General features: G+C 63.2%; 22 protein-coding genes. 9 read left to right on the top strand and 13 right to left on the bottom strand.

The window, feature by feature from the left end:
* Window positions 1-103: 103 nt before the first annotated feature.
* Window positions 104-1,027, bottom strand: coding sequence for a LysR family transcriptional regulator (locus tag AC070A_RS06465; protein WP_057251937.1), 924 nt, complete (start codon window positions 1,025-1,027; stop codon window positions 104-106).
* Between the two features lie 411 nt (window positions 1,028-1,438).
* On the opposite strand from AC070A_RS06465, the gene AC070A_RS06470 reads away from it, so the two are divergent.
* Window positions 1,439-3,892: a penicillin-binding protein 1A gene (locus AC070A_RS06470; RefSeq protein WP_112996284.1), complete on the top strand. Its 2,454-nt coding sequence runs from the start codon at window positions 1,439-1,441 to the stop codon at window positions 3,890-3,892.
* 1 nt (window position 3,893) lies between these two features.
* Window positions 3,894-5,630 (top strand): peptidoglycan D,D-transpeptidase FtsI family protein, encoded by a 1,737-nt coding sequence (locus tag AC070A_RS06475; RefSeq protein WP_112996285.1) that lies wholly within the window; start codon window positions 3,894-3,896, stop codon window positions 5,628-5,630.
* An 81-nt stretch (window positions 5,631-5,711) separates the two neighbouring features.
* On the opposite strand, the gene AC070A_RS06480 is transcribed toward AC070A_RS06475, so the two are convergent.
* The 7 genes from AC070A_RS06480 to AC070A_RS06510 are packed head-to-tail and all read right to left on the bottom strand — an operon-like array spanning window position 5,712 to window position 12,370.
* Window positions 5,712-6,767 (bottom strand): ABC transporter substrate-binding protein, encoded by a 1,056-nt coding sequence (locus tag AC070A_RS06480; protein ID WP_112996286.1) that lies wholly within the window; start codon window positions 6,765-6,767, stop codon window positions 5,712-5,714.
* 17 nt (window positions 6,768-6,784) lie between these two features.
* Window positions 6,785-7,927, bottom strand: coding sequence for an NAD(P)/FAD-dependent oxidoreductase (locus AC070A_RS06485; protein WP_112996287.1), 1,143 nt, complete (start codon window positions 7,925-7,927; stop codon window positions 6,785-6,787).
* Window positions 7,924-9,327 carry an FAD/NAD(P)-dependent oxidoreductase gene (locus AC070A_RS06490; RefSeq protein WP_112996288.1) on the bottom strand — a complete coding sequence of 468 codons (1,404 nt, stop codon included), beginning with the start codon at window positions 9,325-9,327 and terminating at the stop codon, window positions 7,924-7,926. Before AC070A_RS06490 ends, AC070A_RS06485 begins: the two co-directional genes overlap by 4 nt.
* Window positions 9,320-9,634: a (2Fe-2S)-binding protein gene (locus AC070A_RS06495; RefSeq protein ID WP_112996289.1), complete on the bottom strand. Its 315-nt coding sequence runs from the start codon at window positions 9,632-9,634 to the stop codon at window positions 9,320-9,322. The genes AC070A_RS06490 and AC070A_RS06495 overlap by 8 nt, the downstream gene beginning before the upstream one ends.
* Before the next feature lie 6 nt (window positions 9,635-9,640).
* On the bottom strand, window positions 9,641-10,435 hold the full coding sequence (locus AC070A_RS06500) for an ABC transporter permease (protein WP_057251943.1): 795 nt from the start codon (window positions 10,433-10,435) through the stop codon (window positions 9,641-9,643).
* A 4-nt stretch (window positions 10,436-10,439) separates the two neighbouring features.
* The gene (locus tag AC070A_RS06505) at window positions 10,440-11,312 is read right to left on the bottom strand and encodes an ABC transporter permease (RefSeq protein ID WP_492383778.1); all 873 of its coding nucleotides are present in this window, start codon (window positions 11,310-11,312) and stop codon (window positions 10,440-10,442) included.
* Entirely contained in the window at window positions 11,312-12,370 is a 1,059-nt protein-coding gene (locus tag AC070A_RS06510) for an ABC transporter ATP-binding protein (RefSeq protein ID WP_110880464.1), read from the bottom strand. The genes AC070A_RS06505 and AC070A_RS06510 overlap by 1 nt, the downstream gene beginning before the upstream one ends.
* 334 nt (window positions 12,371-12,704) lie before the next feature.
* Here AC070A_RS06510 and AC070A_RS06515 point away from each other — a divergent pair, with 334 nt between their 5' ends.
* Window positions 12,705-13,529 carry an IclR family transcriptional regulator gene (locus tag AC070A_RS06515; RefSeq protein ID WP_058322779.1) on the top strand — a complete coding sequence of 275 codons (825 nt, stop codon included), beginning with the start codon at window positions 12,705-12,707 and terminating at the stop codon, window positions 13,527-13,529.
* Between the two features lie 30 nt (window positions 13,530-13,559).
* Here the strand turns inward: AC070A_RS06515 and AC070A_RS06520 are convergent, their stop codons facing one another.
* Window positions 13,560-14,246 carry a TetR/AcrR family transcriptional regulator gene (locus tag AC070A_RS06520; RefSeq protein WP_492383779.1) on the bottom strand — a complete coding sequence of 229 codons (687 nt, stop codon included), beginning with the start codon at window positions 14,244-14,246 and terminating at the stop codon, window positions 13,560-13,562.
* A gap of 144 nt (window positions 14,247-14,390) precedes the next feature.
* Here AC070A_RS06520 and AC070A_RS06525 point away from each other — a divergent pair, with 144 nt between their 5' ends.
* Genes AC070A_RS06525 through AC070A_RS06535 form a run of 3 tightly spaced genes read left to right on the top strand, consistent with a single transcriptional unit; the run spans window position 14,391 to window position 17,369 of the window.
* Window positions 14,391-15,401 (top strand): efflux RND transporter periplasmic adaptor subunit, encoded by a 1,011-nt coding sequence (locus AC070A_RS06525; RefSeq protein WP_492384387.1) that lies wholly within the window; start codon window positions 14,391-14,393, stop codon window positions 15,399-15,401.
* Window positions 15,402-15,408: 7 nt separating this feature from the next.
* Window positions 15,409-16,650, top strand: coding sequence for an ABC transporter permease (locus AC070A_RS06530; protein ID WP_492383780.1), 1,242 nt, complete (start codon window positions 15,409-15,411; stop codon window positions 16,648-16,650).
* On the top strand, window positions 16,647-17,369 hold the full coding sequence (locus tag AC070A_RS06535; protein ID WP_057251950.1) for an ABC transporter ATP-binding protein: 723 nt from the start codon (window positions 16,647-16,649) through the stop codon (window positions 17,367-17,369). The genes AC070A_RS06530 and AC070A_RS06535 overlap by 4 nt, the downstream gene beginning before the upstream one ends.
* A gap of 15 nt (window positions 17,370-17,384) precedes the next feature.
* Here the strand turns inward: AC070A_RS06535 and AC070A_RS06540 are convergent, their stop codons facing one another.
* The 4 genes from AC070A_RS06540 to AC070A_RS06555 form a co-directional block, all read right to left on the bottom strand.
* Window positions 17,385-19,439 carry a calcium-binding protein gene (locus tag AC070A_RS06540; protein ID WP_112996294.1) on the bottom strand — a complete coding sequence of 685 codons (2,055 nt, stop codon included), beginning with the start codon at window positions 19,437-19,439 and terminating at the stop codon, window positions 17,385-17,387.
* A 311-nt stretch (window positions 19,440-19,750) separates the two neighbouring features.
* Window positions 19,751-20,140, bottom strand: coding sequence for a cupin domain-containing protein (locus AC070A_RS06545; RefSeq protein ID WP_057251952.1), 390 nt, complete (start codon window positions 20,138-20,140; stop codon window positions 19,751-19,753).
* Between the two features lie 200 nt (window positions 20,141-20,340).
* Window positions 20,341-20,745, bottom strand: a complete 405-nt coding sequence (locus tag AC070A_RS06550) for a DUF1236 domain-containing protein (protein ID WP_057252113.1) — start codon at window positions 20,743-20,745, stop codon at window positions 20,341-20,343.
* A gap of 689 nt (window positions 20,746-21,434) precedes the next feature.
* Window positions 21,435-21,620, bottom strand: coding sequence for a hypothetical protein (locus AC070A_RS06555; RefSeq protein ID WP_057252114.1), 186 nt, complete (start codon window positions 21,618-21,620; stop codon window positions 21,435-21,437).
* A gap of 329 nt (window positions 21,621-21,949) precedes the next feature.
* On the opposite strand from AC070A_RS06555, the gene minC reads away from it, so the two are divergent.
* The 3 genes from minC to minE all read left to right on the top strand — a co-directional run bounded on the left by minC (window position 21,950) and on the right by minE (window position 23,883).
* Window positions 21,950-22,696 (top strand): septum site-determining protein MinC, encoded by a 747-nt coding sequence (gene minC, locus AC070A_RS06560; RefSeq protein ID WP_057251954.1) that lies wholly within the window; start codon window positions 21,950-21,952, stop codon window positions 22,694-22,696.
* A 114-nt stretch (window positions 22,697-22,810) separates the two neighbouring features.
* Entirely contained in the window at window positions 22,811-23,626 is an 816-nt protein-coding gene (gene minD / locus AC070A_RS06565) for a septum site-determining protein MinD (RefSeq protein WP_057251955.1), read from the top strand.
* Window positions 23,623-23,883 (top strand): cell division topological specificity factor MinE, encoded by a 261-nt coding sequence (gene minE, locus AC070A_RS06570; RefSeq protein WP_057251956.1) that lies wholly within the window; start codon window positions 23,623-23,625, stop codon window positions 23,881-23,883. Before minD ends, minE begins: the two co-directional genes overlap by 4 nt.
* The last annotated feature ends 55 nt before the right edge of the window (window positions 23,884-23,938 follow it).

The following is a 23,938-nucleotide window of genomic DNA, read 5'->3' on the forward strand; positions in this document are numbered from 1 at the left end:
GCAGACATTAGAATTATTTGGCCTTATGGCTGCATCAAGCACGTGCGCGCTGCGCCGCGAGGCGGAACCCCGAGTCTACTCCTCAAGGAAAAGATCTTCCGTTTCAGCCGGCGAGCGCTTCCTGTGCCGGAGGCGGTGGCAAGGCCGCTGCCTGCTGAGCCGCCGCAGCAGCCAGCCATTCGCTGAACGCCTGCATCGCCGGCGTGACCGGACGTGATTTCAGCCGCGTCAGCCAGTAGCTACCCATCGAGGTGTGGACGTCGAAAGGCTGTCGGATCGTGCCGTTCGACAGCAACCGCGAGAACATCAGTGGGGGCGCGAGTGCCACGCCAATCCCCTGGGCTGCAGCCTCCATCATCGCCAGCGAACTATCGAAGACGATGCCCTTCAGCAGCGGCGCCGGATAGGCAATGCCGGCCGCTTCGAACCAGTTCACCCATTCGTCGGCCCGGTAGGACCTGAGCAGCGTTTCGTTCAGGAGATCGGCGGGCGTCTTCAGCCGATCGGCGATCTCGGGAATGCAGAGCACGGAAAGCGGCGCCTCGAAGAGCCGCGTCGCCTCGATATTATGCCAGGAGCCGCCGCCGAAGCGGATGGCGAAATCCAGGCCTTCCGCGGCCATGTCGACCCGGTTGTTGTTGGTCGAAAGGCGGACATCGATGAACGGGTATTTGGCCTGGAAGTCGGCAAGCCGCGGCAACAGCCAGCCGACGGCAAAGGTGCCGACGGCGCCGATCATCAGCACTTCGCGAATGTGGCCGGCCTCGAAGCGCTCAAGCATATCCGCCATCCGATCGAAAGAATCCCGCAAGACCGGCAACAACGCCTCGCCCTCAGCCGTGATCATCAGTCCGCGCGGCAATCGCTTGAACAGGGTGACGTTCAGCCGGCTTTCGAGCAGTTTGACCTGGTGGCTCACCGCAGCCTGCGTTACGCAGAGTTCGATCGCCGCGCGGGTGAAGCTCAAATGCCGCGCCGATGCCTCGAAGGCGCGCAGCGCATTGAGCGGAAGATATGGCCTGACCATGTATGCCCTAACTCATCTAATGGGTCTCGCAAATAAACGTGGTTTGTTGCTCCGGCACAATCCCTTTACGGTGAACTCCATCGGCTGACGCGGCTGTAGCTCGGCAGCATCAGCTCAGGAAGGTGCGGCCGATTGCGCCGCTTACGGGGATCGATCCCATGCGCCGTTTCGCCTACAGCGCCGCGCGTCTTAGCAGACGCGCAAAGGTCGCTGTAGAACTGCATGTCTTCGTCCTCAAATCGATGTCGATTTAAGGAGACATGCAGTCGCCATAGCGCCCGCTCGCATCGTCTCCGCCGCCGACATCACGCATGCCGGCGAAGCCAAATGCCGTTCCAAGACAGGCCGCGAGCCGCACGGACATCCGTGCCGGCCAGGCTATCTATTATCCCAAAGGTCCGTTCCGCCCTTATGAAGTTCATCGCAAACCTGCTTGGTACATCCCTCAATCTCGTAACCGTCGTCGCACTCGCGGCGGCCACGGTCGTCGCAGCGTTGACGCGAAACCTGCCCGATCACCGCACGCTCGCGAACTGGGAACCGGCAGTCACCACCCGCCTCTATGCCGGCGACGGCACGATGGTCGGAGAACTCGCGCGCGAACGCCGGCTGTTCCTGCCGATCGGCGCGATCCCCGCCCGCATCCGCCAGGCATTCCTTTCGGCCGAGGACAAGAATTTCTACGCCCATCCCGGGATCGACGTTGCGAGCATCGGCACGGCACTTCTGTCCAATCTCGCCAATTACGGTTCCGGCCGTCGCATGATCGGCGGCTCGACGATCACGCAGCAGATCGCCAAGAATTTTCTCCTGTCTTCCGACCGGACGGTGGAGCGGAAGCTGCGCGAAGCGATCCTTTCGCTGCGGATCGACCAGACCTATTCCAAGGACCGTATTCTCGAACTCTATCTCAACGACATCTATCTCGGGCGCGGCGCCTATGGCGTGGCACAGGCGGCGCTCACCTATTTCGACAAGCCGGTGAGCGAGCTCTCGGTTTCTGAGGCCGCCTTCCTCGCCGCCCTCCCGAAGGCGCCCAACAATTACAATCCCGATCGCCAGGCGGAGCGCGCAATGGGGCGCCGCAACTGGGTCATCGACCAGATGCGCCAGAACGGCTTTGTCGACGCAGCGGCGGCTGCCCAGGCGGCGGCAGCTCCTCTCGGCGTCGATCGGCGCACGCCATCGCCCGCCGTCGCCGCTGCCGACTACTTCACCGAAGAAGTCCGCCGCCAGCTCAACACCCAGTATGGCGAGGCTGCACTCTACACCGCCGGCTTTTCGGTGCGCACCACGCTCGATCCGCGGCTGCAGGAAGCTGCGATGAAAGCGTTACGCAAGGGCCTCGTCGCCTATGACCAGGCGAAAGGCTACCGCGGCCCGGTCGCCAGAATATCCTCGATCAAGGACTGGCCTTCGGCGCTCGCCAAGCTCCGGCCGCTTTCCGACGTGCCGGAATGGCGGCTGGGCGTGGTGCTCGCCGCCGGGAAGGCCGACGCGGAAATCGGTCTCCGCCCGGAGTCCACGGCGTCAAACGGGATCACCCCGGCAGAGACCATAGGCCTTGACCGGAAAGGCGCCACCTGGGCGCTCTGCCGCTCGGCCAAGGGAAAGCACAACTGTGCCGCAGGCATCGATGGCGTTCTGACGCCCGGCGATGTCGTCTATGTGGAGAAGCAGGAGGACGGCTATGTCCTGCGGCAGCCGCCGCTCGTTCAGGGCGCTCTCGTTTCCATGGATCCGAACACCGGTCGCGTGCTCGCAGTCGCCGGCGGCTTTTCCTACGTACAGTCGGAATTCAACCGCGCGACGCAGGCCTATCGCCAGCCCGGCTCATCCTTCAAGCCCTTCGTCTATGCCGCCGCTCTCGACAACGGCTATGCGCCGACGACGCTGGTGATGGATGCGCCGATCGCCCTTGCCGACGGTGCCGGCAGGACATGGAAGCCGAAGAACTACGACGGGCGCTTCAGCGGTCCTTCCACCTTGCGCGTCGGGCTGGAAAACAGTCGCAACCTGATGACCGTGCGTCTCGCCCGGCATCTCGGCATGGATCTCGTGGCAGATTACGGCAAGCGCTTCGGCATCTATGACGAGCTCAAACCCTATCTGCCGATGTCGCTCGGCGCCGGCGAGACGACGCTGTTGCGGCTGGTCTCCGCTTATGCGGTCATCGCCAATGGCGGCAAGGCGGTCACGCCCTCGATGGTCGACCGCATCCAGGATCGCTACGGCCGCACGATCTTTCGCCACGACCAGCGCCGCTGCGACGATTGCAACGGCGCCGACTGGACCGGCCAGGAAGAGCCTGTGCCGGTCGACGATCGCGACTATGTGCTCGACCCGATGACCGCCTATCAGGTGACCTCGATGCTGCGCGGTGTCGTGGAGCGCGGCACCGCCAGGAATGTCGGCTCGCTCGGCGTGCCGATCGCCGGCAAGACCGGAACCACCAATGACGAAAAGGACGTCTGGTTCGTCGGCTTCACCCCGAACATCGTCACCGGCGTTTTCCTTGGCTACGACACGCCGAAGCCGATGGGCTATGGTGAAACCGGCGGCGGTCTCGCCGCACCCATCTTCATCGATTTCATGAAGATAGCCCTTCAAGGGCGTCCGGCGGCCGATTTCCACGCGCCACCAGGCATGATGCTGGAGGCGATCGACAGGAAGAGCGGCCAGCCTGTGCCCGAGGGCACGCCCGGGGCCATTGTCGAATCCTTCAAGCCAGGGACGGCCCCCTGCATGAGCGGGTGCGCCGTCATCGACGGTTTCGAAACGGCGAGCACGTCGGCCACCGCCGACCCAGACCTCTCCCCGGAACTGCGTGAAAAGCTGCTCACCAACGGCAACGGGCTCTATTGATATGGTACGTCAGGTTCAGTCCCGCCCGGATCGTCGTGGCCGGCTCCTCTTTGTCATCGGCGCCTTCGCGCTGGTCTTCGGCCTCATGCTCGCGCGCCTCGTCCAGCTTGGCGTCGCGGACTATGAGCGGACCGGCTACATACCGCCGCCGCCGAGCCTTGGCCGCCCGTCGATCCTCGACCGGAACGGCAATCTGCTGGCAATCGATGTGCCGAGTTCCGGGCTTTATGCCGAACCACGGCTGATCGTCGATGTCGACGAGGCCGTCGAGAAGCTGACCGCGATCTTCCCTGACATCGACGGGCGCGATCTCTACCGACGGCTGAAGAGCGGCGCAGCCTTTGCCTGGATCAAGCGTCAGGTAACGCCGGCGGAGGAACAGGCCGTCTGGAACGCCGGCATTCCCGCTATCGGCTTCCAGCGCGAGAAGCAGCGCTTTTATCCCAACGGATCGCTCGCCGCCCATGTGCTCGGCACCGTCGACATCGACAATATCGGCATTGCCGGTATCGAGAGATGGATCGAGGGACAGGGTCTGGAGGTCCTGCGCCAAAGCGGCATGGATCTCTCCCACCGCAATCTCGAGCCGGTGAGTGTCACGCTCGACATCCGCATCCAGCACGCGCTCGAGACCGAGCTGCGCAAGGCGATCGCCAAGTTCAGCGCCAAGGCGGGCGCCGGGCTGGTGCTTGATGTCACCAATGGCGAGATCCTGGCGCTCGTTTCCTATCCCGATTTCGACCCGAATCTGCCTGTCGATGCGCTGAAGCCCGATCGCATCAACCGCATCGCCGCCGCCACCTTCGAGATGGGCTCGACCTTCAAGGCGCTGACGACGGCGATGGCGCTCGACTCGGGCCAGTTCACCCTTCGCTCCGTCATCGACGCGAGCAGGCCGCTCGCCTTCGGCCGTTTCCGCATCAACGACTATCGCGGCCAGTATCGGCCGCTGACGCTGCCCGAAGCCTTCATCTACTCCTCCAATATTTCGATGGCGAAGATGGCGATTGCCGTTGGTCCGGAAAATCTGCGGACGTTCCTGACGCGGTTCGGGCAGATGTCGCGGCTGACGACCGAACTGCCGGAAAGCGCCCATCCGCAATTGCCGCGGCGTTGGGGCGAGATCGATACGGCAACCGCCTCCTACGGTCACGGTATCGCCGTCACGCCGCTGCAGGCGAGTATCGCAGTTGCGGCGCTCGTCAATGGCGGCCGTCTCATAAGGCCGACGCTGATCAAGGGCGCACCGCTCGAAAATCGCCTGCTGGCCCGCGACCTGATCAAGCCGGAGACCGGCGAGGCGCTGCGTTATCTGCTGCGGCTCAATGCCAAGACCGGCTCGGCGAAACGGGCCGAGGTCAAAGGCTATTTCATCGGCGGCAAGACCGGCACGGCCGAGAAGGTCGTCGGCGGCCGTTACTCCAAGGAACTCAACATCACGTCCTTCATGGGCATCGTCCCGGTGGATAACCCGCGTTATCTCCTGCTCACCTTGCTCGATGAGCCGAAGGGCCTGCCGGAAACCTATGGTTTCCGCACCTCGGGTTGGAACGCAACGCCGCTCGGCGGCGCGGTCTTCGAGCGCATCCTGCCGATGCTGGCGCTGATGCCCGATTTCGAGATCGCCGATGTCAGCTTTCCCGATATCAGCAGCCAAGGGGCCTTTGGCTCACAGCTCTTTCCGTCGTCGACGAGCAAGGGCGAACGCAACAGCCGTCCCATCGACGGCGCACTCTGACGCGCGCCTTGCCTGAACGCAGCAACGCCCCCGTGGCTTCCACGAGGGCGTGTGCATGCGCGAACAAAGGTTAGCTAATGCTTACCTTTCGATCATGCGGTTCCAGCGCTTGTTCCATTCCTGCCGGTTCTGGTTAATTGCATCCCAATCGAGAACCTTGGCGGTCTGCATGTTGGTCTTGAAGGTCGCAAGCTTCGCGTTCGCCGCATCCGTACCAGCCTTGGCATTGATGTTCGACGGGATGATGTTGCCGTTGTCGAGCGCCAGGCTCTGCGCCTCGGCCGAAAGCAGGTAGTGGGCGAGCTTCTGGCTGAGTTCCGGCTCGCTGTTGTTGGCGATCACGCATTCGGTGACGGCGAGCACCACGGAGCCTTCCTTGGGCTGGGCGTATTCGACCGGAATACCCTTGTCCTTCAGATTGTTGACGGCCGTCGGCGTCAGCGGGAAGATCGCCGCCTCGCCCGTCTGCACCATCTCGGAGATCTTGGCCGAACTCGGGATGAACTCGATGACGTTCTTGCCGATCGTATCGGAGAACTTCTCGAAGCCGGGCTCGACATTGGTCTCGTCACCGCCCTGGATGCGGTTGAACATCAGGAAGGCGTGCAGGCCGAAGCTCGATGCGGAAGCCGATTGGAAGACGACGGCGTTTTCGAACTTCGGATCGGCCATGTCCATCCATGAGGTCGGCGCCGGCCAACCCTTCTCGTCGAAGAGCTTCTTGTTGTAGGCAAGCCCGGTCATGCCCATGTCGACGCCGATCGCCATGTCGTCTTTCAGGCGCGCGGACGGCTGGATCTGGTCGAGCACCGGATCGGCGGCTATTTTCTGGCAGAGGCCGCCGCCGATGGCGCGCACCATCACGCCGTCGTCGAGCAGCATGACATGCATCTGCGGATTGTCCTTGGCGGCCGTCGCCTTAGCGAGGATATCGGCGGAGGTGCCGGGCACGACGACGACCTTGACGTCGTTCGCCTTCTCGAAGGGCGGCAGAACGTGTTCGGTATAGGCACGCTCGAAGTTGCCGCCGTTCATGCCGATATAGAGCGTCTTGGTTTCCGCCGACGCGGCATTCTGCTGCAGGACAAAGGCCAGCAATGCGAGGGCCGTGGTTTTGGTAAGCCGTTGGTCGATCATGGTATTCCCCTTTCTGTTTACAACGAGGCTGCAGTTTCGACCGCCACCTTGCGGAAGCGGCCAATGGAAAAGGCGTCGATGGGCGTGGTGCTGTGGCCGTCGGTGACGAGCTCTGCGAGCACCTCGCCGACGGCGGGCGCGGTCTGGAACCCAGCGCCGCAGAAGCCGAAGGCGTGGAAAAGGCCAGATGTCGTTTCGCTCGGGCCGATCACCGGGTTGCCGTCGGGCATCTCCGCCTCGGTGCCGGACCAGAAACGAATGACCTGGGCGTGCGCCAGATGCGGAAAGAGCGCGATTGCGCGTTGCATCACCGAGGACGCAGCAGTCACCGACGGGCGCGAATAGTCCGGATCGCCCAGTGGCAGGCCGCGGCCGCCGCCCATGACGTAATTGCCACGGGCCACCTGCCGGCCATAGAAGCTGCCGCCCTGCTCGCCCATGCTGACAGGCAGCCGCAGCGGCAAAGGCTCGGTGACCACCATCGATGGATAGATCCGCGTCAGCGGCACAATCTCTCCGAACTGGGCGGCAAAGCGATCGGACCAGGCGCCGGCGCTGTTGACCAGCTGCCGGCAAAGGATCTCGATACCGTCGCCGGCAAGAATGGCAAAGCCGTTGCCCGTCGTTGTGACCTCGCGCACCGGTGTCTGCTCAAGCACGGTGACACCGGCACGTTCGGCCGCCCTTGCAAAGGCGGGTGCCACCAGCCGCGGATTGGCATGGCCGTCATCGGGGCAGAGCGAAGCGCCGACCGCCTTCGCCGAAAGCCAGGGAAACCGCTCAGTCAACGCTGATCCGGCGACGAGTTCGAGGCCGAGGCCGTAGTCCCTCACGGTCTCGGCATAGGCTTCGAGCTTGGCGAAATCCTTCTCGGTGCGGGCAAGCTTCAGATGGCCGGAGCGGACATATTCGGCATCGATGCCGATCATTGCCTTCAGTTGCGGCCAGATGCGGTGCGACCGCTGCGAAAGCGGCAATTGCTCCGGAGGGCGACCCTGCCGGCGCACGCCGCCATAGTTCACCCCGCTTGCCTGGGCGCCGCAATAACCTTTGTCGAGCAGCGCGACAGAGAGCCCGGCCTTGCGCATGGCGAGGGCTGCGGAGCTGCCGACCAGCCCGCCGCCGATGATCGCGACGTCGACGGAGATGCGCCGGCTCATGAGCGGGTCTCCGTTTCGACACCAGCGCCGAAACCGAGCGGGATCGGCTTGACCGGCGCCTGGGCGCGTAGACGGCCGACCGCGCCGGCGGAGGTGCCGCATGCAGCACTCAGGAGCTCGGCCGTAGCAGCAGAGCACATCCGCCCCTGGCAACGGCCCATGCCAACGCGGCTCAACGCCTTCAGGCGGTTGATCTCGGTGACGGACCCATTCGCAATAGAGCGGCGCCCTTCGGCGATGGTGATCTCCTCGCAACGGCAGAGCATCGTCTCCTCCGGTACGGTCTCGAACCAATCGTCCGGGAAGGGAAATGCGCGTTCGAGGATGTCGCGCTGACGCAGGATCGCGTCACGCGCGGCCACCAGGCGGGTCGTATCCGCCGATCTTTGACCCATGTCCTGAAGCAGGGCGGCAGCCGCGAGCTCGCCAGAGATTTCCGCTGCATCCGCACCGGCAATGCCGCTGCCGTCGCCGGCAACATAGACGTCCGGCCGGCTCGTGCGCCCCATGGTGTCGCGCTCCGGCAGCCAGACGCGGTCGCGCTCGTTGAAGCGGAAGCGGCAGCCGGCAAGATCGGCAAGCTGGGTTTCCGGCCGGAGCGCAAAGCCGTAGGCGAGCGCGTCGCAGGCAATCGTCTCGACGACATCGCCCTTGAGCGTCCGTCGACGGAAACGCAGACCTTCGACGCGGCCCTTGCCGAGAACCGCCTCGGGCCTGACGCCACAGCGGATCTTCACGCCGGCAAGCTGGAGCTGCAGCCCGTAGAAGAGACCGAGCGCGACAATGCGCGGTGCATGAACGGCAAGCGAAAGCAGGTGGCGTTTCGACGCGAGGGGTGCAGTATCGAGCACCGCTTGTACTCGCGCACCGGCCTTCATGTATTGCCAGGCAACGAGATAGAGCAGCGGCCCGGACCCCATGAAGACGACGCGATCGCCGATCGTGCAGCCTTGGGCCTTCAATGCGGTCTGCGATGCGCCGAGCGTATAGACACCTGGCGTCGTCCACCCTGGGAACGGCAGCACGCGATCGGTCGCGCCGGTGCAGAGGATCAACTGCGAGAAGCCGATCTGCCGGTGGACACCGCCTGAGAGAATATCGAGCTGGTTGCGACGTTCGGGTGCCGAAATATTCCAGACGAGCGTTTCGGGCTGATAGTCAATTTCGGGCAGCAGCGCCTCGAAGGTCTCGTGCAGTTTCTTCGCCCTGCCGGCTTCCGAACCATAGCGGCTCTGGTAGGAGCGCCCGTCGTCGATCAGCGGACGGCGATAGATCTGGCCGCCGGCGCGCTGGCCTTCGTCGAGCACGATCGGCCTGAGGCCGGCGCGGACGAGGCGCTCGGCAGCACGAATGCCAGCGGGGCCTGCACCGACGATAACCGGCTGCAACGGCTCACTCATGGGCGACCTCCGCCATGGCGCCGAGATCGGTGATAAAAGCCATGCCCGGCTGCAACGCCGTGCTGCAGGCCCTGACCCGGCTGCCATTCGCCAACATCACGTAGCAATCCTGGCAGGCGCCGATCAGGCAGAAACCGGCCCGGTCCTCTCCGGTGAATTCGCTCTGACGCAGACGGCCACTGACGGAGAGGATCGCCGTCAGCACCGTGTCGCCGCGTCGCCCGCTTTCCGCCGCGCCGTTCAGCGTGAAGGGCACAGGTGTCTCGTCCAGGCGGTAGCGCCGCCGGAATTGTGCATGCATCGACATCGGATCTCAGCCCTTGCCCACCAGCAGCCGATCGAGACCGAACAGGCGATCGAGAATGATCATGGTGACGGTGGCAAGCGCGATCATCAGCGTCGAAACGGCCGCCATCATCGGGTCGATGGATTCGCTGGCATACATGTACATGCGCACTGGCAGCGTCACGGTCGACGGCGAGGTCACGAAGATCGACATCGTCAACTCGTCGAAGCTGTTGATGAAGGCGAGCAGCCAGCCGCCGCTGATGCCCGGCAGCATGAGCGGCATGGTGATCCGGCGAAACACCGTCCATTCGGCGGCACCCAGCGTGCGCGCCGCATTCTCGGCATTGCGGTCCATACTGGTCAGCGACGCGAGGATCAGCCGCAGCGTATAGGGGGTGACGACGATCGCATGGGTGGCGACCAGCCAGCCGAAGGATCCGCCCATGCCCATCAGCGAGAAGAGACGCAGGAAGGCAACGCCGAGAACCAGGTGAGGGATGATCAGCGGCGACAGGAACAAGGCATTCAGCGCCTCGCGGCCGCGGAACTCGTAGCGGGTGATCGCCAGCGCCGCCGGCACCGCAAACACGGTGGAGATGGTCGCCGAAAGCAGTGCCAGCCGGACGCTGTTGCCGAAGGATGACATGAAGTCGGCGTGATGGAAGACCGCCTCGAACCAGCGCAGCGAGAGCCCGTTCCAGGGCATCGTCAGCGTGTTCTCCGGCGTAAAGGCGACCAGGCAGACCACAACCATCGGCGCCAACATGAAGACGACGACGAGGCTATGGAAAACGAGAGCAATGGGGCCGTTCCTCTGCATGGCTTCAACCCAGCTTGCGCTTCGCCTGCCGCTCGATGAGGCGGTTATAGGCAAGCATGATCACGAGATTGGCGACGAGGACGATGATCGCGATGGTCGCGCCGAGCGGCCAGTTGAGCTCGATCAGGAACTCGTCGTAGACGAGCGTCGCCGCCATTTTCAGCCGCCGGCCGCCGAGCAGGCCGGGAATAGCAAAGGAACTTGCCGACAGCGCAAAGACGATCAGGCTGCCCGAGAGGATGCCGAGTGCCGCCTGCGGGAAGACGATGCGGCGAAGGGCCGTGAAGCGCGAGGCGCCGAGGGTGAGCGCTGCCGCCTCGACCGTCGGATCGAGTTTCTGCAGAACCGTCCAGACCGGGATCACCATGAACGGCAGCATGATGTGCACGAGGCCGATGACGATCGCCGTCTCGGTGTAGAGAAGCTGGACCGGGTCGACGCCAACAATGGCAAGTGCGCTGTTCACGAAGCCGTTCTTGCCGAGCAGCATGCTCCAGCCGAAGGTGCGCACCACCACTGAAACGAGTAGCGGACCAATGATCACCAGGAGGAAGATCGACCGCCAGGGCTTGCGCATGTTCGAGAGAATATAGGCCTCCGGCACGCCGATCAGCACGGTGATGACCGTCGTCAGCAGCGCCAGACGCAGCGTGCGCCAGAAGGTCGAAAGATAGTATTCGTCCTGCAGCACCGTCAGGTAGTTGGCGAAGGTGAAGTCGCTCTTTATGCCGGCCGTATAGTCGTAGCTGTTGAAGGAAAGAATGACCGTCAAGAGCAGCGGCAAGAGGACGAGGCCGACGAAGAACAGGGTCGTCGGCCCGGAGAGTGCCAGCGGCGCGAGCAGGCGCGGCTTGATGGCGGACGTGGCGGCGCTCATCAGTTCGCCGCTCCGGCCAGCACACGACAATCGGCGTTCTGCCAGGCGAGCCCGACGGTTTCGCCTTCCATGGGCGGCGGCGCGCCGAGATTGGGGACCGCAACCGCGAGAACGCCCGCCGACGTCTCGGCGCTGACCAGCCATTGGCTGCCCATGAAATAGCGCGTCGTCACCTTGCCCTGGATCTGGCCTTCAGTCGGTTCCGTCAGCCGCAGCTTTTCCGGACGGATGAAGACCGAGACCTTGCCATCCGGCTCGCGACGATCGGTGTTGAAGCGGATCGGCGTGTTGTCGATGCTGATCGACGCGCCCTTGCCGTTGAAGGCCGCAGTCGCGCGCAGGAAATTGGACTTGCCGACGAAGGACGAGATGAAGTCGTTGCGCGGATGCTCGTAGAGCTCGTAGGGCGTATCGACCTGGGTGATGCGCCCCTTTTCCATGACCACGACGCGGTCGCTGATCGACAACGCTTCCGCCTGGTCATGGGTCACCATGATCGTGGTGATGCCGACGGTCTGCTGGATGCGGCGAAGCTCGAACTGCATCTCTTCGCGAAGCTGCGCGTCGAGGTTCGACAGCGGCTCGTCGAGCAAGAGCACCGGCGGATTGATGACGAGCGCACGGGCGATCGCGACGCGCTGGCGCTGACCGCCGGACATCTCGCGCGGGTAGCGATCGGCAAGGGCCGAGAGATGGACGAGTGCCAGGATTTCCTTGATGCGCCTGTCGCGCTCCGCCTTCGCGACCTTGCGCATCTCCAAGCCGAAGGAGACGTTCTGGGCGACGGTCATGTGCGGGAAAAGCGCGTAGCTCTGGAAGACGACGCCGAGTTCGCGCTGCGGCGGCGGCAGGTGGGTGATGTCGCGCCCGCCCATGGTGATGGTGCCGGCGGAGGGACGCACGAGCCCGGTGATCATCTGCAGGGTCGTCGTCTTGCCGCAACCGGAAGGGCCGAGCAGCGAGATGAATTCGCCCTTTTCGACCGCCAGATCGAAATCGTGAACGGCCGCAACCGATCCATAGAACTTGGAGACCTTCTCGAGGTTCAGGAAACTCATGCTCACTCTCCCGTGGGTCGCTGCCCCCAGGGATCGCCTGCCCCGTTTTTCTTGTCGGCGATCCCGGCGGCGACGACACGTCGTCAACCATCAAACCTCATCTCAGGCGATGCGATTTCCGCCGGACGCAACCGCGACGACAAAGGCGCGATTTCGCGATCGGGATAGCCTCCCGGCTATCCACGTTGTGGCGCATCCACCCTCAAGAAAGGCTTGCGAATTAACTCCAGGAAATTGATGAAAAACACAAATGCAATTTTCTATTTCGGAATTTTTTGTTAGAAAAATCCGATATACGGAATCTTGTCATGTGAATTTTGAGAGATTTGCGCGCATGTCGGAATCAGAGAATGCAGGTAGCTCCAGCCTTTCCAAGGCGATCCACATCCTGAAAGATCTCGCGGAGAACGCGACAGAGGGTGTGCGCGTGATCGATCTCGCGCGCAGGCTGAATCTCACCCAGCCGTCGGCGCACCGGCTGCTGAAGAGCCTGATCGCCGAAGGGCTGGTCGAGCAGATGCCGGAAGGAAAATCCTATCGTCTGTCGTTGGAGTTCTTCTCGATCGCGTCGCAGGCGCGCAGGCGCGAAGGCATTCTCGACATCGCCCGCCCATCGCTTCTCAGGCTCTCGGCCACCTTCAACGACACCGTCTTCCTGCTGGTGCGCAGCAATTTCGATGCGATCTGCCTCGACCGGGTCGAGGGGCCTTTCCCGATCCGCTCCTTTACCGGCGACATCGGCGGCAAGGTGCCGCTCGGCATCGGCCAGGGCAGTATCGCCATTCTCGCCCACCTGCCGGAGGAGGAGCGGGAAGCGATCATCAAGTTCAACATGCCGCGCATCATGGACCGGGCTGCGATCGACGAGGTGGATCTGCGCATCAAGATCGAGGAGGTCAGGCGGATCGGTGCCGCGCAGATGAACTTCGAGATGATCGAGGGCATGGCTGGTCTCGGCGTGCCGGTTCTCGACCGCAACGGCATCGCAGTTGCTTCCTTAAGCATCGGCACGCTGGCATCGCGCCTGACGGAAACGCGAAGCGGCACCATCACCGATCTCCTGAAGGCCGAGGCGCAGGCAATCAGCAGCAAGCTCAACCCCTTCGACCCGACACTGCGCTATCCGGCCTCCGCCTTGCGTGCCGCGCAGAAGAGCTGAGAGACGCACACGTCGCAGCGCAGCGACAGCTCACGCCTCCAGGAAGGTGCGGGCGAAGCCCGGCTCGGTCACCTCGATCGAGCCATCCGGAAGCTTCAGGAAGCGCTCGATCGCGGTGCCGTAGGTTCGCATCCAGCCATCGAGCATCGCCGCCGCGCCATCGAGATCGCCGGCCTCGTAACGTTGCAGCGCCTTGTACATCACCTTGGCGACGCTCACGCGCAGTTGCAGCAGCATCAAGGCTGCTGCTTCCGGATCGGGCGCATCGAGCGTCCCCTCCTCATGCCCGCGCCGCAGCATCTCGGCGACCAGGGGTAGGCTCACCGCCAGCAGGGCCTCGTCGATGCGGTGATAGAGGGCAACATTCTCGGGTTTGAAGAGCGCGTTGAAGGTGTTCTTCAGCTGCGGCGCCATGTCGAGTTTCAGCCGCCGCGAGCCGGCGAAAAGCGCGTTCAGCTGGCCGACCGCATCAAGCGACGGGTCGTCGAAAAGCGGCTGCAACTCCTTCAGGTTCCGCTGCGCCAGGCGAGTGGCAACCGCCTCCAGCAACGCCTCTTTCGAAACGAAATAGTGGTAGAAGGCGCCCTTGGAGACATTGGCCTCACGGATGACGTCGTTGACCGTCGTATTCTCGTAGCCGTGTTGGAAGAACAGCCGCTCGGCACAATCGATCAGCTCGTTCGATCGGACTTCCGGCGATTTTTTCGTTCTGACCATAAGCACTCCCAGAACCGCGGCTTAGCACGGGTTCACAGCGCGGTCCACGACGCTCCCGATGGCAAGGGTAACACACACCCTTGAAACAAACCGACCGTCGGTCTACTTATACAGAATGGAGTGGGAGCATTCAAGGAGCGTCTCGTGCGGCTGGCTCGTTTTGCAATCGGAGGGGCGATCATCGTCGCCATCGGCGCGGCGGTTTCCTGGTATCTGTTTCGCCCGGTTCCCGTGTCCATCATTGCGCCAAAGCGCGGCGACGCGGCGGAGATCATCTATGCGGATGGCGTCGTGGAGCCGCGCACCTGGGCGAAAGTCACTCCAACGGTCGCCGAACGGATCGTCGAACAATGCAATTGCGAAGGTGAACGTGTCGCCAAGGGCGATGTGCTCGCCCGCCTCGACGACACCGAGGCACGGGCAGCACTCGGCGAACTCCAGGCACGGCTGACGCTGGCGCAGGAGGAGTATCGGCGCAAATTGGCGCTCTCCGAACGCAGCACGATCAGCGAACAGGAAGTCGACCGGGCACGCAGCGAACTCGGCCAGCTCGAAGCCCTTGTCGCCGGCCGTCAGGCGCGGCTTGCGACCTATGTGCTGCGCGCGCCGAGCACCGGCCAGGTGCTCAGGCAGGACGGCGAGATCGGCGAAGTCGCGGATCTCGGCACGGTACTCTTCTGGGTCGGGGAACCGAAACCGCTGATCGTCACGGCCGACGTCAACGAAGAGGATATTCCGCGCGTCGAAGTCGGTCAGCGCGCGTTGTTGCGATCGGATGCCTTCCCCAACCAGAAACTGGAGGCGACGGTCGACAGCATCACCCCCAAGGGCGACCCGGTGACGAAGACCTATCGCGTCCGCTTCCGCCTGCCCGACGGCACGCCGCTTCGGATCGGCATGTCGACCGACGTCAACATCGTCGTGCGGGTGTCGCATGGTGCCTTGATCCTCCCGACCGTGGCGCTTGAGGGGACAAAGGCTGCGGTGATCGACGGCAATCATGCCAGTATCCGGGAATTGAAAACGGGCATACGTGGCGCCGACGGCGTCGAGGTTCTCTCCGGTCTGGAAGATGGTGCGCGCGTCGTCTCCCCCTTCCCGACCGACCTTGCCGATGGCACGCGCGTCAAGGCCACGCCTGTCCCAGGAACATGAGCTCGCCATGCGCCTCATCCTCGACCTCGCACTGACCCACATCTCCGGTCGCGGCAGGCAGACGGTCGTCGCGATGCTGGGCGTCGCGGTCGGCGTTGGGTTCTCCATCGCCATGGCGGCTCTGATGCAGGGCGGCCAGGACGATTTCGTCCGCCAGCTCGTCGACACCATGCCGCATGTCCAGGTGACCGACGAGCAGCGGACGGCGCGGCGGCAACCGGCAGAAGACCTGTTCGACGCAGCGGCCATTTCCGGCCTCAGGCCACGCGACGATCGGCGCGGCATCATCAACCCCACCGCAGCACTCTCCTGGCTCGATGGCTGGATCCCGGGCCGCTTTGCCGCCACCCTCAAGGCACAAGGCGTCATTCGCTATTCCGGCCAGGAGGTCGGTGCTGCCGTCATCGGCATCGATCCGCAGGCGGAACCCGGCGTCTCGCCGATCATCGGAGACTTCAAGGCCGGCAGCTTCGCCGCACTTGCCGCCGGTGGCAACAATGTGGTGGTCGGCGATACCATGGCCTCCCGGCTCGGCGCCAAGCTCGGCGATACGCTCACCGCCGTCTCTTCGGAGGGGCTCAGCCGCCGCTTCAAGATCGTCGGTCTCTTCCACACTGGCACGACGGCGCGCGACGAGGGCGAAGCCTATGTGCTGCAGAAGAACGCACAGATCCTCTCGGCCCGGCCGAACGCGATCAACGAGATCAACATCAAGCTCGACGATCCGAACGCGGCGCCCACGGTGGCGCGCCGCATCGAGGCGGAACTCGGCTACAAGGCGGTCGCCTGGCAGGATGCGAACGAGTCGATCCTCGAGGCGCTCGTCGTGCGCAACGTCATCATGTACACGGTCGTTGCGGCGATCATGCTGGTCGCAGGCTTCGGTATCTTCAACATCATCTCGACGATCACGCACGAAAAGGCGCGCGACATCGCCATCATGAAGTCGCTCGGCTTCACCGAGGCAGACATGCGCATCCTGTTCGTGATCGAAGGTGTGGCGATTGCCACAGCCGGCACGCTGCTCGGCTGGACGCTCGGCTTCGCGATGGTCTACGCGCTCTCGCTCGTCCGCTTCGAGATATCCGCGACCGGCCAGGAGATGACCCGGCTACCGATCGCCTGGAGCATGCTGCACTATCTGATCGCCGCCGCCTTCGCGCTCGGATCGGCCGCCGTCGCCGGCTATCTGCCGGCAAGGCGGGCGGCCCGCGCCAATCCCGTCGACATCATCAGGGGCGCGACATGAGCACGCTGATCGAAACAAGGGATCTGACGCGCATCCTCAGGGAGACGGTGCCGGTCACCCTGGTGAAGGACATCTCTCTTGTTATCGGAGAGCAGGAGTTCGTCGCAGTCACCGGCCCTTCAGGCTCGGGCAAGTCATCGCTCCTCTACCTGCTCGGCCTGCTCGACCGGCCGACCGGCGGCACGCTCAGCATCCGCGGCCGCGACACGGCCCGGATGGACGAGGACGAAAGGGCCGCCACGCGGCTTGCCAACATCGGCTTCGTCTTCCAGTTCCATTTCCTGCTGCCGGAATTCACTGCCCGCGAGAATGTCGAGATCCCCATGCGCAGGCTCGGTCGCCTTGGCCGGAACGAGATGCGCCAAAGGGCGAGCGATCTGCTTGCAGCACTCGGCCTTGCCGATCATATCGACAAACGGCCAGACCAGCTTTCGGGCGGCCAGCGCCAGCGCGTGGCCGTGGCCCGCGCACTGGCCAACGATCCGCCGCTGATCCTTGCGGACGAGCCGACCGGCAGCCTCGACAGCCAGAGCTCCGAACAGGTCTTCAGGATCCTGGAAACGCTGGTGCGCGAGCGGGGAAAGACGGTGGTCGCAGTCACCCACGACCTCGACATGGCCTCGCGCATGGACCGGCGCCTTCAGTTGATCGATGGGCGCCTGACCACGGAGGCGGACAGGGCCGCGGTCTCAGGCGAAAACGAGTCGCCGCAAACCTGACGCCCGGCGAAAACCTCAACCGAGGCCGAAGACGACATCGCTTTCCGTGAGAACCGAAAGCGAGACGTCCTCGATCAGAATGCCCTCGGCATCGGAACCGTTGAAGGCGACGAACACGCCGTCGGCCGTATCGTGCGCGGCAGCGAGAAAATCGGCATAGCTGTGAATGCCGGTGGCGTCCTGGGCGTCCTCGGAAAAGGCGATCCGATCGCCCAGCCTGCCGTTGAAATCAAGGACGCGATCGAGACCGGCCTCGCCGGAGGTTTCCGACGACCAGAGAAACGTGTCGGCGCCGCTGCCACCCGTCAGCCGATCGGTGCCATTGCCGCCGCTCAAGAGGTCATTTTGCGAACCGCCGTCGAGGATATCCGCACCTTCACCGCCGAAGAGCTGGTCGTTTTCCGAGGCGCCGCTCAGCGTGTCATCTCCGCCGCGCCCGTCGAGGATATCGTTGCCGCTCGACGAATAGAAGGTGTCGTTGTCTTCGGCGCCGCGCAGCACGTCGTCGTAGCGCCCGGACGTGACGTTGAAATATTCGACATTGGCGAAGGTCAGTCCGGTATGCGTTATGCCGCGCGCCGCATCGAAAACCGTCGCTTCAGGCAAGCCGCCATAGTTGAGGTACAACAGATCCCGCCCGTCGCCGCCATCGGCCTCACCGAGGTAACGGGCATTGATCGTGTCGTTACCCGCACCGCCGCGCAGGATAGACGCGACGCCAAGCGTGCCGCTGCCGGGAAAGGTGTCCTGCAGCCAATCATCGCCAGCGCCGCCGTCGAGCACGTCGCTGCCGCCATCATTGGCGAGCGTATCCCGGCCGTCCCCGCCAAAAGCCACGTCGTCGCCAGCGCCCGTCTCGATCATGTCGTCTCCGGCGCCCGCATCGATATAGTCGTTTCCGTCCTCGCCATCGAACCGGTCACGCCCGGCGCCGCCTTCGAGATGGTCGTTTCCGGCACCGGCATCGACCCCGAGAGAGTTGAGATCACCCGCGCTGACCCGGTCGTTGCCGCTGCCGAGCGCGAGACTCACTTCCTCAAATCCGCGCAGCACTGTGCCGGTTGAAGCCTTGCCAGCAGCGAAATCGATAGCCAGATCGCTCGTGCGCTCCATCTCGCTGATATAGAGCCAGTCCTGGCCCGCACCGCCGTCGATCTCGGCGGAGTAGAATGTGGAGATGATCCCATCACTGCCGTCGCCGCCAAAAAGACGGTTGGCACCGAGCCCGTCGGTGATCCTGTCGTCGCCCGCGCCGGCTTCGACGACATCGTTGCCGCCGGCAGTCTCGATGACGTCGTCAAGGGCGCTACCCGTAACACGGTCGCTTCCGCGTCCCGTCATCAGCACAACCCGCTCGACATCCTGATGCTGGACGAAGAGGTGCTGCTCCGTCTGCGTCCCGTCTCCGATAATGCCGTGACCATTCGCCAGGTTGAACACGACCGGAGCAGTCGATCCCGAAAGATCGACGACCAGCGTATCGTCTCCGGCACCACCAAGAATGGTGCTGCCCGCCCCGACGAGAACGAAGCGGTCGTTTCCATCGCCGCCATCGAGACGGTCGTGTCCGCCCGTATTGGTGATGACGTCATTTCCCGCGCCCGCATTGACGACGTCGATGCCGGCTCCGGTCGAGATCCGGTCGGCCGCGGCGGTCCCCGTGATCCGGTCGTCGCCGCTGCCGGCAAGAAGGCGCAGCCACTCGATATCGTGGAAGAAGACATGCCGGCTGACAGCGCTCGGATCCCCGACATAGCCATGGCCGCCGGCACCGTTGAAGACCATCCGCTCGGCGCTTTGCGAGAAGTCGACGACGAGACCGTCAAAACCCCTGCCGCCGGTAACGGCACCGCCGGTCCCGGTGAGAACGATCTGGTCACTGCCGTCGCCGCCGTCGATCCGGTCGTAGCCGCTCGAACTCGTCAACATGTCGTCATGCGCCCCGCCGTCGACAAAATCGTCACCGCCGCCGCCATCGATCGTATCGAAGCCGAAGAGGCCCCAGATGCGGTCGCTTTCCTCGGTGCCCTTCAAAACGTCGCCCGCAGACGAGCCTACGATCTTCGCCATATCGCTATCCTCTTCGATCGACTTAAGAATATGTTCAAAGACTCGAATATACATCCCGATTATGGAATGTATTACAGGGATGGCGCAAAGCAATATCGAATAAACTTTCCGAAATATAGGCAATTTAATTTGAAATATATATTAGATATCCCGAGGCATTCGCCGAGTTTGACGAGATCTGGAAAAAGCTGCGGTCGGAAATTGTGCTGAGGGGCTTTTAAACTATACCCGGAAGACGAAGCCGGGCAAACGGATGCACCGGGACGTCATCGGGTGCAGGAGGGATCTTTTAGGTCCAGGGAGCCGGCGGCCTAGTCGACCTCGCCGCACCAGCGTCTGACGCTTTCGACCGAACCGTCGAACCGGGCCTCGAAGCTTGCTGCCGCAAGGATGGCTTGAAGCTGGAGCGTCTCGCTGCCGATATTGGTGAAGCCATGGCGGCGGAGCGGCGGCACGATAAGAGACCGGCCGGGCAAGACGATGATGCGCTCCTCTTCGATCCACATCTCGGCCTTGCCGGCGATCACCGTCAGGATTTCCTCAACGGGATGATGATGCGTCGGAGCGCCCGCGCCGGGCGCCACCCATTGCTCGAACAGGCACAATTGCGAGGCGCCGCTCACCGCGGAGATCACCATCCGCGTTTCGACGCCGGGGCGCCATAGCTCAACGGGCCAGTTCTCATGCACGATCACTTCCATGCCGGCCTCCACTAGTCGATCATGGCGTTTGTCGCTGCGAGTTTAGCAGCACTGCTGCATCGGTACGATGGTGCGGTGTTGCTGATCATAGATCCATCCGCTTTCAGAGAAGCGAGCGCGGCTGCGACGACAGCCGGACGGGAAACAACAAAAAGGGCGGCGCTTGAGCGCCGCCCCAGAGGAGAGACTATTGGGCTCGGTCAGTTGATGACCCGGACCACCGTTCTCGACTGCGGTTCCACGATCACCCGCTGGTCGTTGACGACCGCATAGGCGTAACGCGGGTTTTGCGGAATCGGCGTCAGGACGACAGCCGACGGGATGGGCTTACCGACCACGATCCGTTCCTGAATGACGACAGACGGTGGAGCCGGCTGCTGCTCGACATAGGTGACCACTTCCGGCGGCGGAGGCGTCAGCGCTGCACCGAGCGCGCCACCCACAACGGCGCCGACGCCGGCACCGATCGGGCCGCCGACGACAGCACCCGCTGCCGCACCACCGGCCATGCCTGCAGCCGTACCGGCTTGCTTGTTGGCGTCCTGAGCAAAGGCGGAGCCTGCCAGTAGAGCAGCAACAGCCGCCGTGATTACAAGCTTCTTCATGATCTCATCCTTTCGTTCGATCACAAACTCAACGAAAGGGATAATAAATTGTTCCAATATCACCTTCTTGTTTTCGGATCACGCTTGATAACTTCCGTTAACAGTCGCCTGCACAATCAAAACAAGCACGGACGATGCCTTACATATTCCGACAAAGAGCAATTAGATACTTTATAATCGCGACCATATTCTATAGAAACGCCCGGTTCGCATGGTTCCATTTTGAAACCGCCGACTGACCCGTGAGCAGCGGATTTCTGCCACACGGCACACGATCTGCCGCGCTAGTCGCGGGGGCAACTTGCCAAGGAGCAGTTTGTTCCCCTCCCTGTTTCCGCAGCGCGAGCATTTGAGTGTTCGGCCGATGGAATTGAGGTGGATGCCCCATCCGTAGGTGCTGGCTATCACCCGACGGTCAATTCGCCCTTGATGCCGGCACTTCCCGCACTTCGCCACGAGCACATACCATTCCGGTAGCAGCTCCAGGGTCGAGCCGTAGTCGGCAGCATTTTCGCGCGGCATCAGGTCGATGCTTCGACGATGCCTCATGGTCAGTCCTCTCGAAGCTTCGTCTCGATCCGCTCATCACCGCACGCGGGCATCGGCGGCTTTCGGGCGGATTGCCCCCGGTGGAGCTACGCTAGGCGCCCAGGTATCGGCCCACCGGTCCCGCGTAGTCGTTATGTCTATCACCGTGCCGAACCGTCGAGCCGCAGCGAAAGCTGCACGCCGCCGCGCTTCAGCCGCGGCAGGGGCGGCGTCATGTCGATGCGTCCGAAGGTCCGCTTCCGCCACTCGGCTTCGCGTTCCCGCTTCTTCCGGGCGGCTGCAACGGCAGCCATGGCGCGTTCGATCACTTCTTCCGTATGGGTCATGGTTTCTGTCCGGCTCATGGGAAACCTCCATTTGTTCACGTTATGTTCTTATTTTAGCACTCCAATGTCAACTCCCTTCGCGAGGCCGGGCGAATCGCATGCAAAGGGATCGATGAATCACCCTCTCGTCAGCGGGCAGCAGACGGTCAAATCCGCCATCGCCAAGGCGACAATGGCCAAAAGATCGGTTTGTTCCGACGACCAATTTACCTTGTTTTTCAGTGCCGGAAGGCCCGCCGCGGGACCCGCCTCATTAACCTTCGCACTGCTGAATTAACCATTTGTTAACCATTTCTTCGATACACCGAGGCAACGGAAAATTTACCAAGATGAACGATGTGTTAACCGAATCCCGGCCGATCCGCCTCAAGGGGCGCTCCTTCCTTGCGCTAGCGCTGACCCCCGAGCTGCCCCTCGAGGATTGGCTCACTCGGCTCGACGATCTGGCTTCCCGCTCCGCCGGTTTCTTCCTCCGGCGGCCCGTCGTGCTCGACGTCAATGGCCTCGAAATCGATCGCTCGCAACTGCGCGAGCTCGTCGATCAGCTCGGCAAACGCAATGTCCGAATCATGGGCATCGAAGGCGCGCGACAGTCGCTGCTCGGCGCCGATCTGCCGCCGGCGATGAACGACGGGCGCCCGGCAGCCGACTACGAAGCGAAGATGGCGGAGCAGGCAGAAAAGGCCGAGGTGCCAGGAGCAGAAACGGAAGCCGTCATCACGGCCGAGCCGCTCGCCGCCAAGGCAACACCCTCGATCGTCGTGACCCAGCCGGTGCGCTCCGGACAGTCGCTGTTCTTCCCGGAAGGCGACGTGACGATCATCGGCTCGGTCGCTTCTGGCGCCGAAGTCGTCGCCGGCGGGTCGATCCACATCTACGGCGCGCTGCGCGGCCGGGCGATGGCCGGCACCACCGGCAATGTTTCGGCACGGATTTTCTGCCGCAAGCTCGAAGCGGAACTGATTGCGATCGACGGCTTTTACAAGACCGCCGACGACATGGAGCAGCATCTGCGCGGCAAGTCCGTTCAAATCTGGCTCGACGGCGAAGCGCTCAAGGCGGGAACGCTCGGCTAGAGCGGGATGGGGATGGCCGGGCGGACACCGCCCGCATCCCGCTTAGGGTTCTGGGTCGATCCAGAACCATCGTGACGTAAGGCGAAGGCGTAGTTTAAATACTTGGAGAGATGAATGGGCAAGGTAGTCGTAGTTACATCGGGCAAAGGCGGCGTCGGCAAGACGACGTCCAGCGCCGCATTGGGTGCTGCGCTTGCGCAGAACGGCGACAAGGTCGTGGTCGTCGACTTCGATGTCGGTCTGCGCAATCTCGATCTCGTCATGGGCGCGGAACGGCGCGTGGTCTATGACCTGGTCAATGTGATCCAGGGCGAGGCCAAGCTTTCGCAGGCGCTGATCCGCGACAAGCGGGTCGAAACGCTTTACCTGCTGCCGGCCTCGCAGACCCGCGACAAGGACAATCTGACGCCGGAAGGGGTCGAGAAGGTCATCGCCGCCCTGCAGAACGCCTTCGACTGGGTGATCTGCGACAGCCCTGCCGGCATCGAACGCGGCGCGACGCTCGCCATGCGCCACGCCGATATCGCCATCGTCGTGACCAATCCGGAAGTCTCCTCGGTGCGCGATTCCGACCGCATCATCGGCCTGCTCGATTCCAAGACGTTGAAGGCCGAAAACGGCGAGCGGATGGAAAAGCACCTGCTGCTCACCCGCTACGACCCGCTTCGCGCCGAGCGCGGCGACATGCTGAAGGTCGACGACGTGCTCGAAATCCTGTCGATCCCGCTGATGGGCATCATCCCGGAGAGCGCAGACGTGCTTCGTGCATCCAACGTCGGCTCGCCGGTCACGCTGGCAGACAACCGCTCAGCGCCGGCGCTGGCCTATTTCGACGCAGCGCGCCGGCTGAAGGGCGAAACCCTGCCAATCACCATTCCCGGTGAAAAGCGCAGCTTCCTCGGCAAGATTTTCGGAAGGAAGGCGGCATGAATCTGTTCGGTTTCTTCTCCCGCTCCCAGTCAGCACCGGCCGCCCGCGAACGGCTGCAGGTCCTGCTGGCGCATGAGCGCGCATCCGCAGGCGATTCGGATCTCGTCACCAAGCTGCGCGACGAAATTCTGAAGGCGATCTCCAAGCACATGCAGATCGACGACGAAAAGGTCAAGGTGACGATGGAACGCGGCGCGCAGGTTTCGACGCTCGCGGTCGATATCGAGATCCCCTTTGACGCGAAGAAGGCGGCCTGACGGTCGCCCATTCGTTCCAGATGACGTCAAAGCGTCTCCGGATACCTTTAGCCGG

The sequence above is a fragment of the Ensifer sp. GW101-20A05 genome, assembly GCF_059424735.1.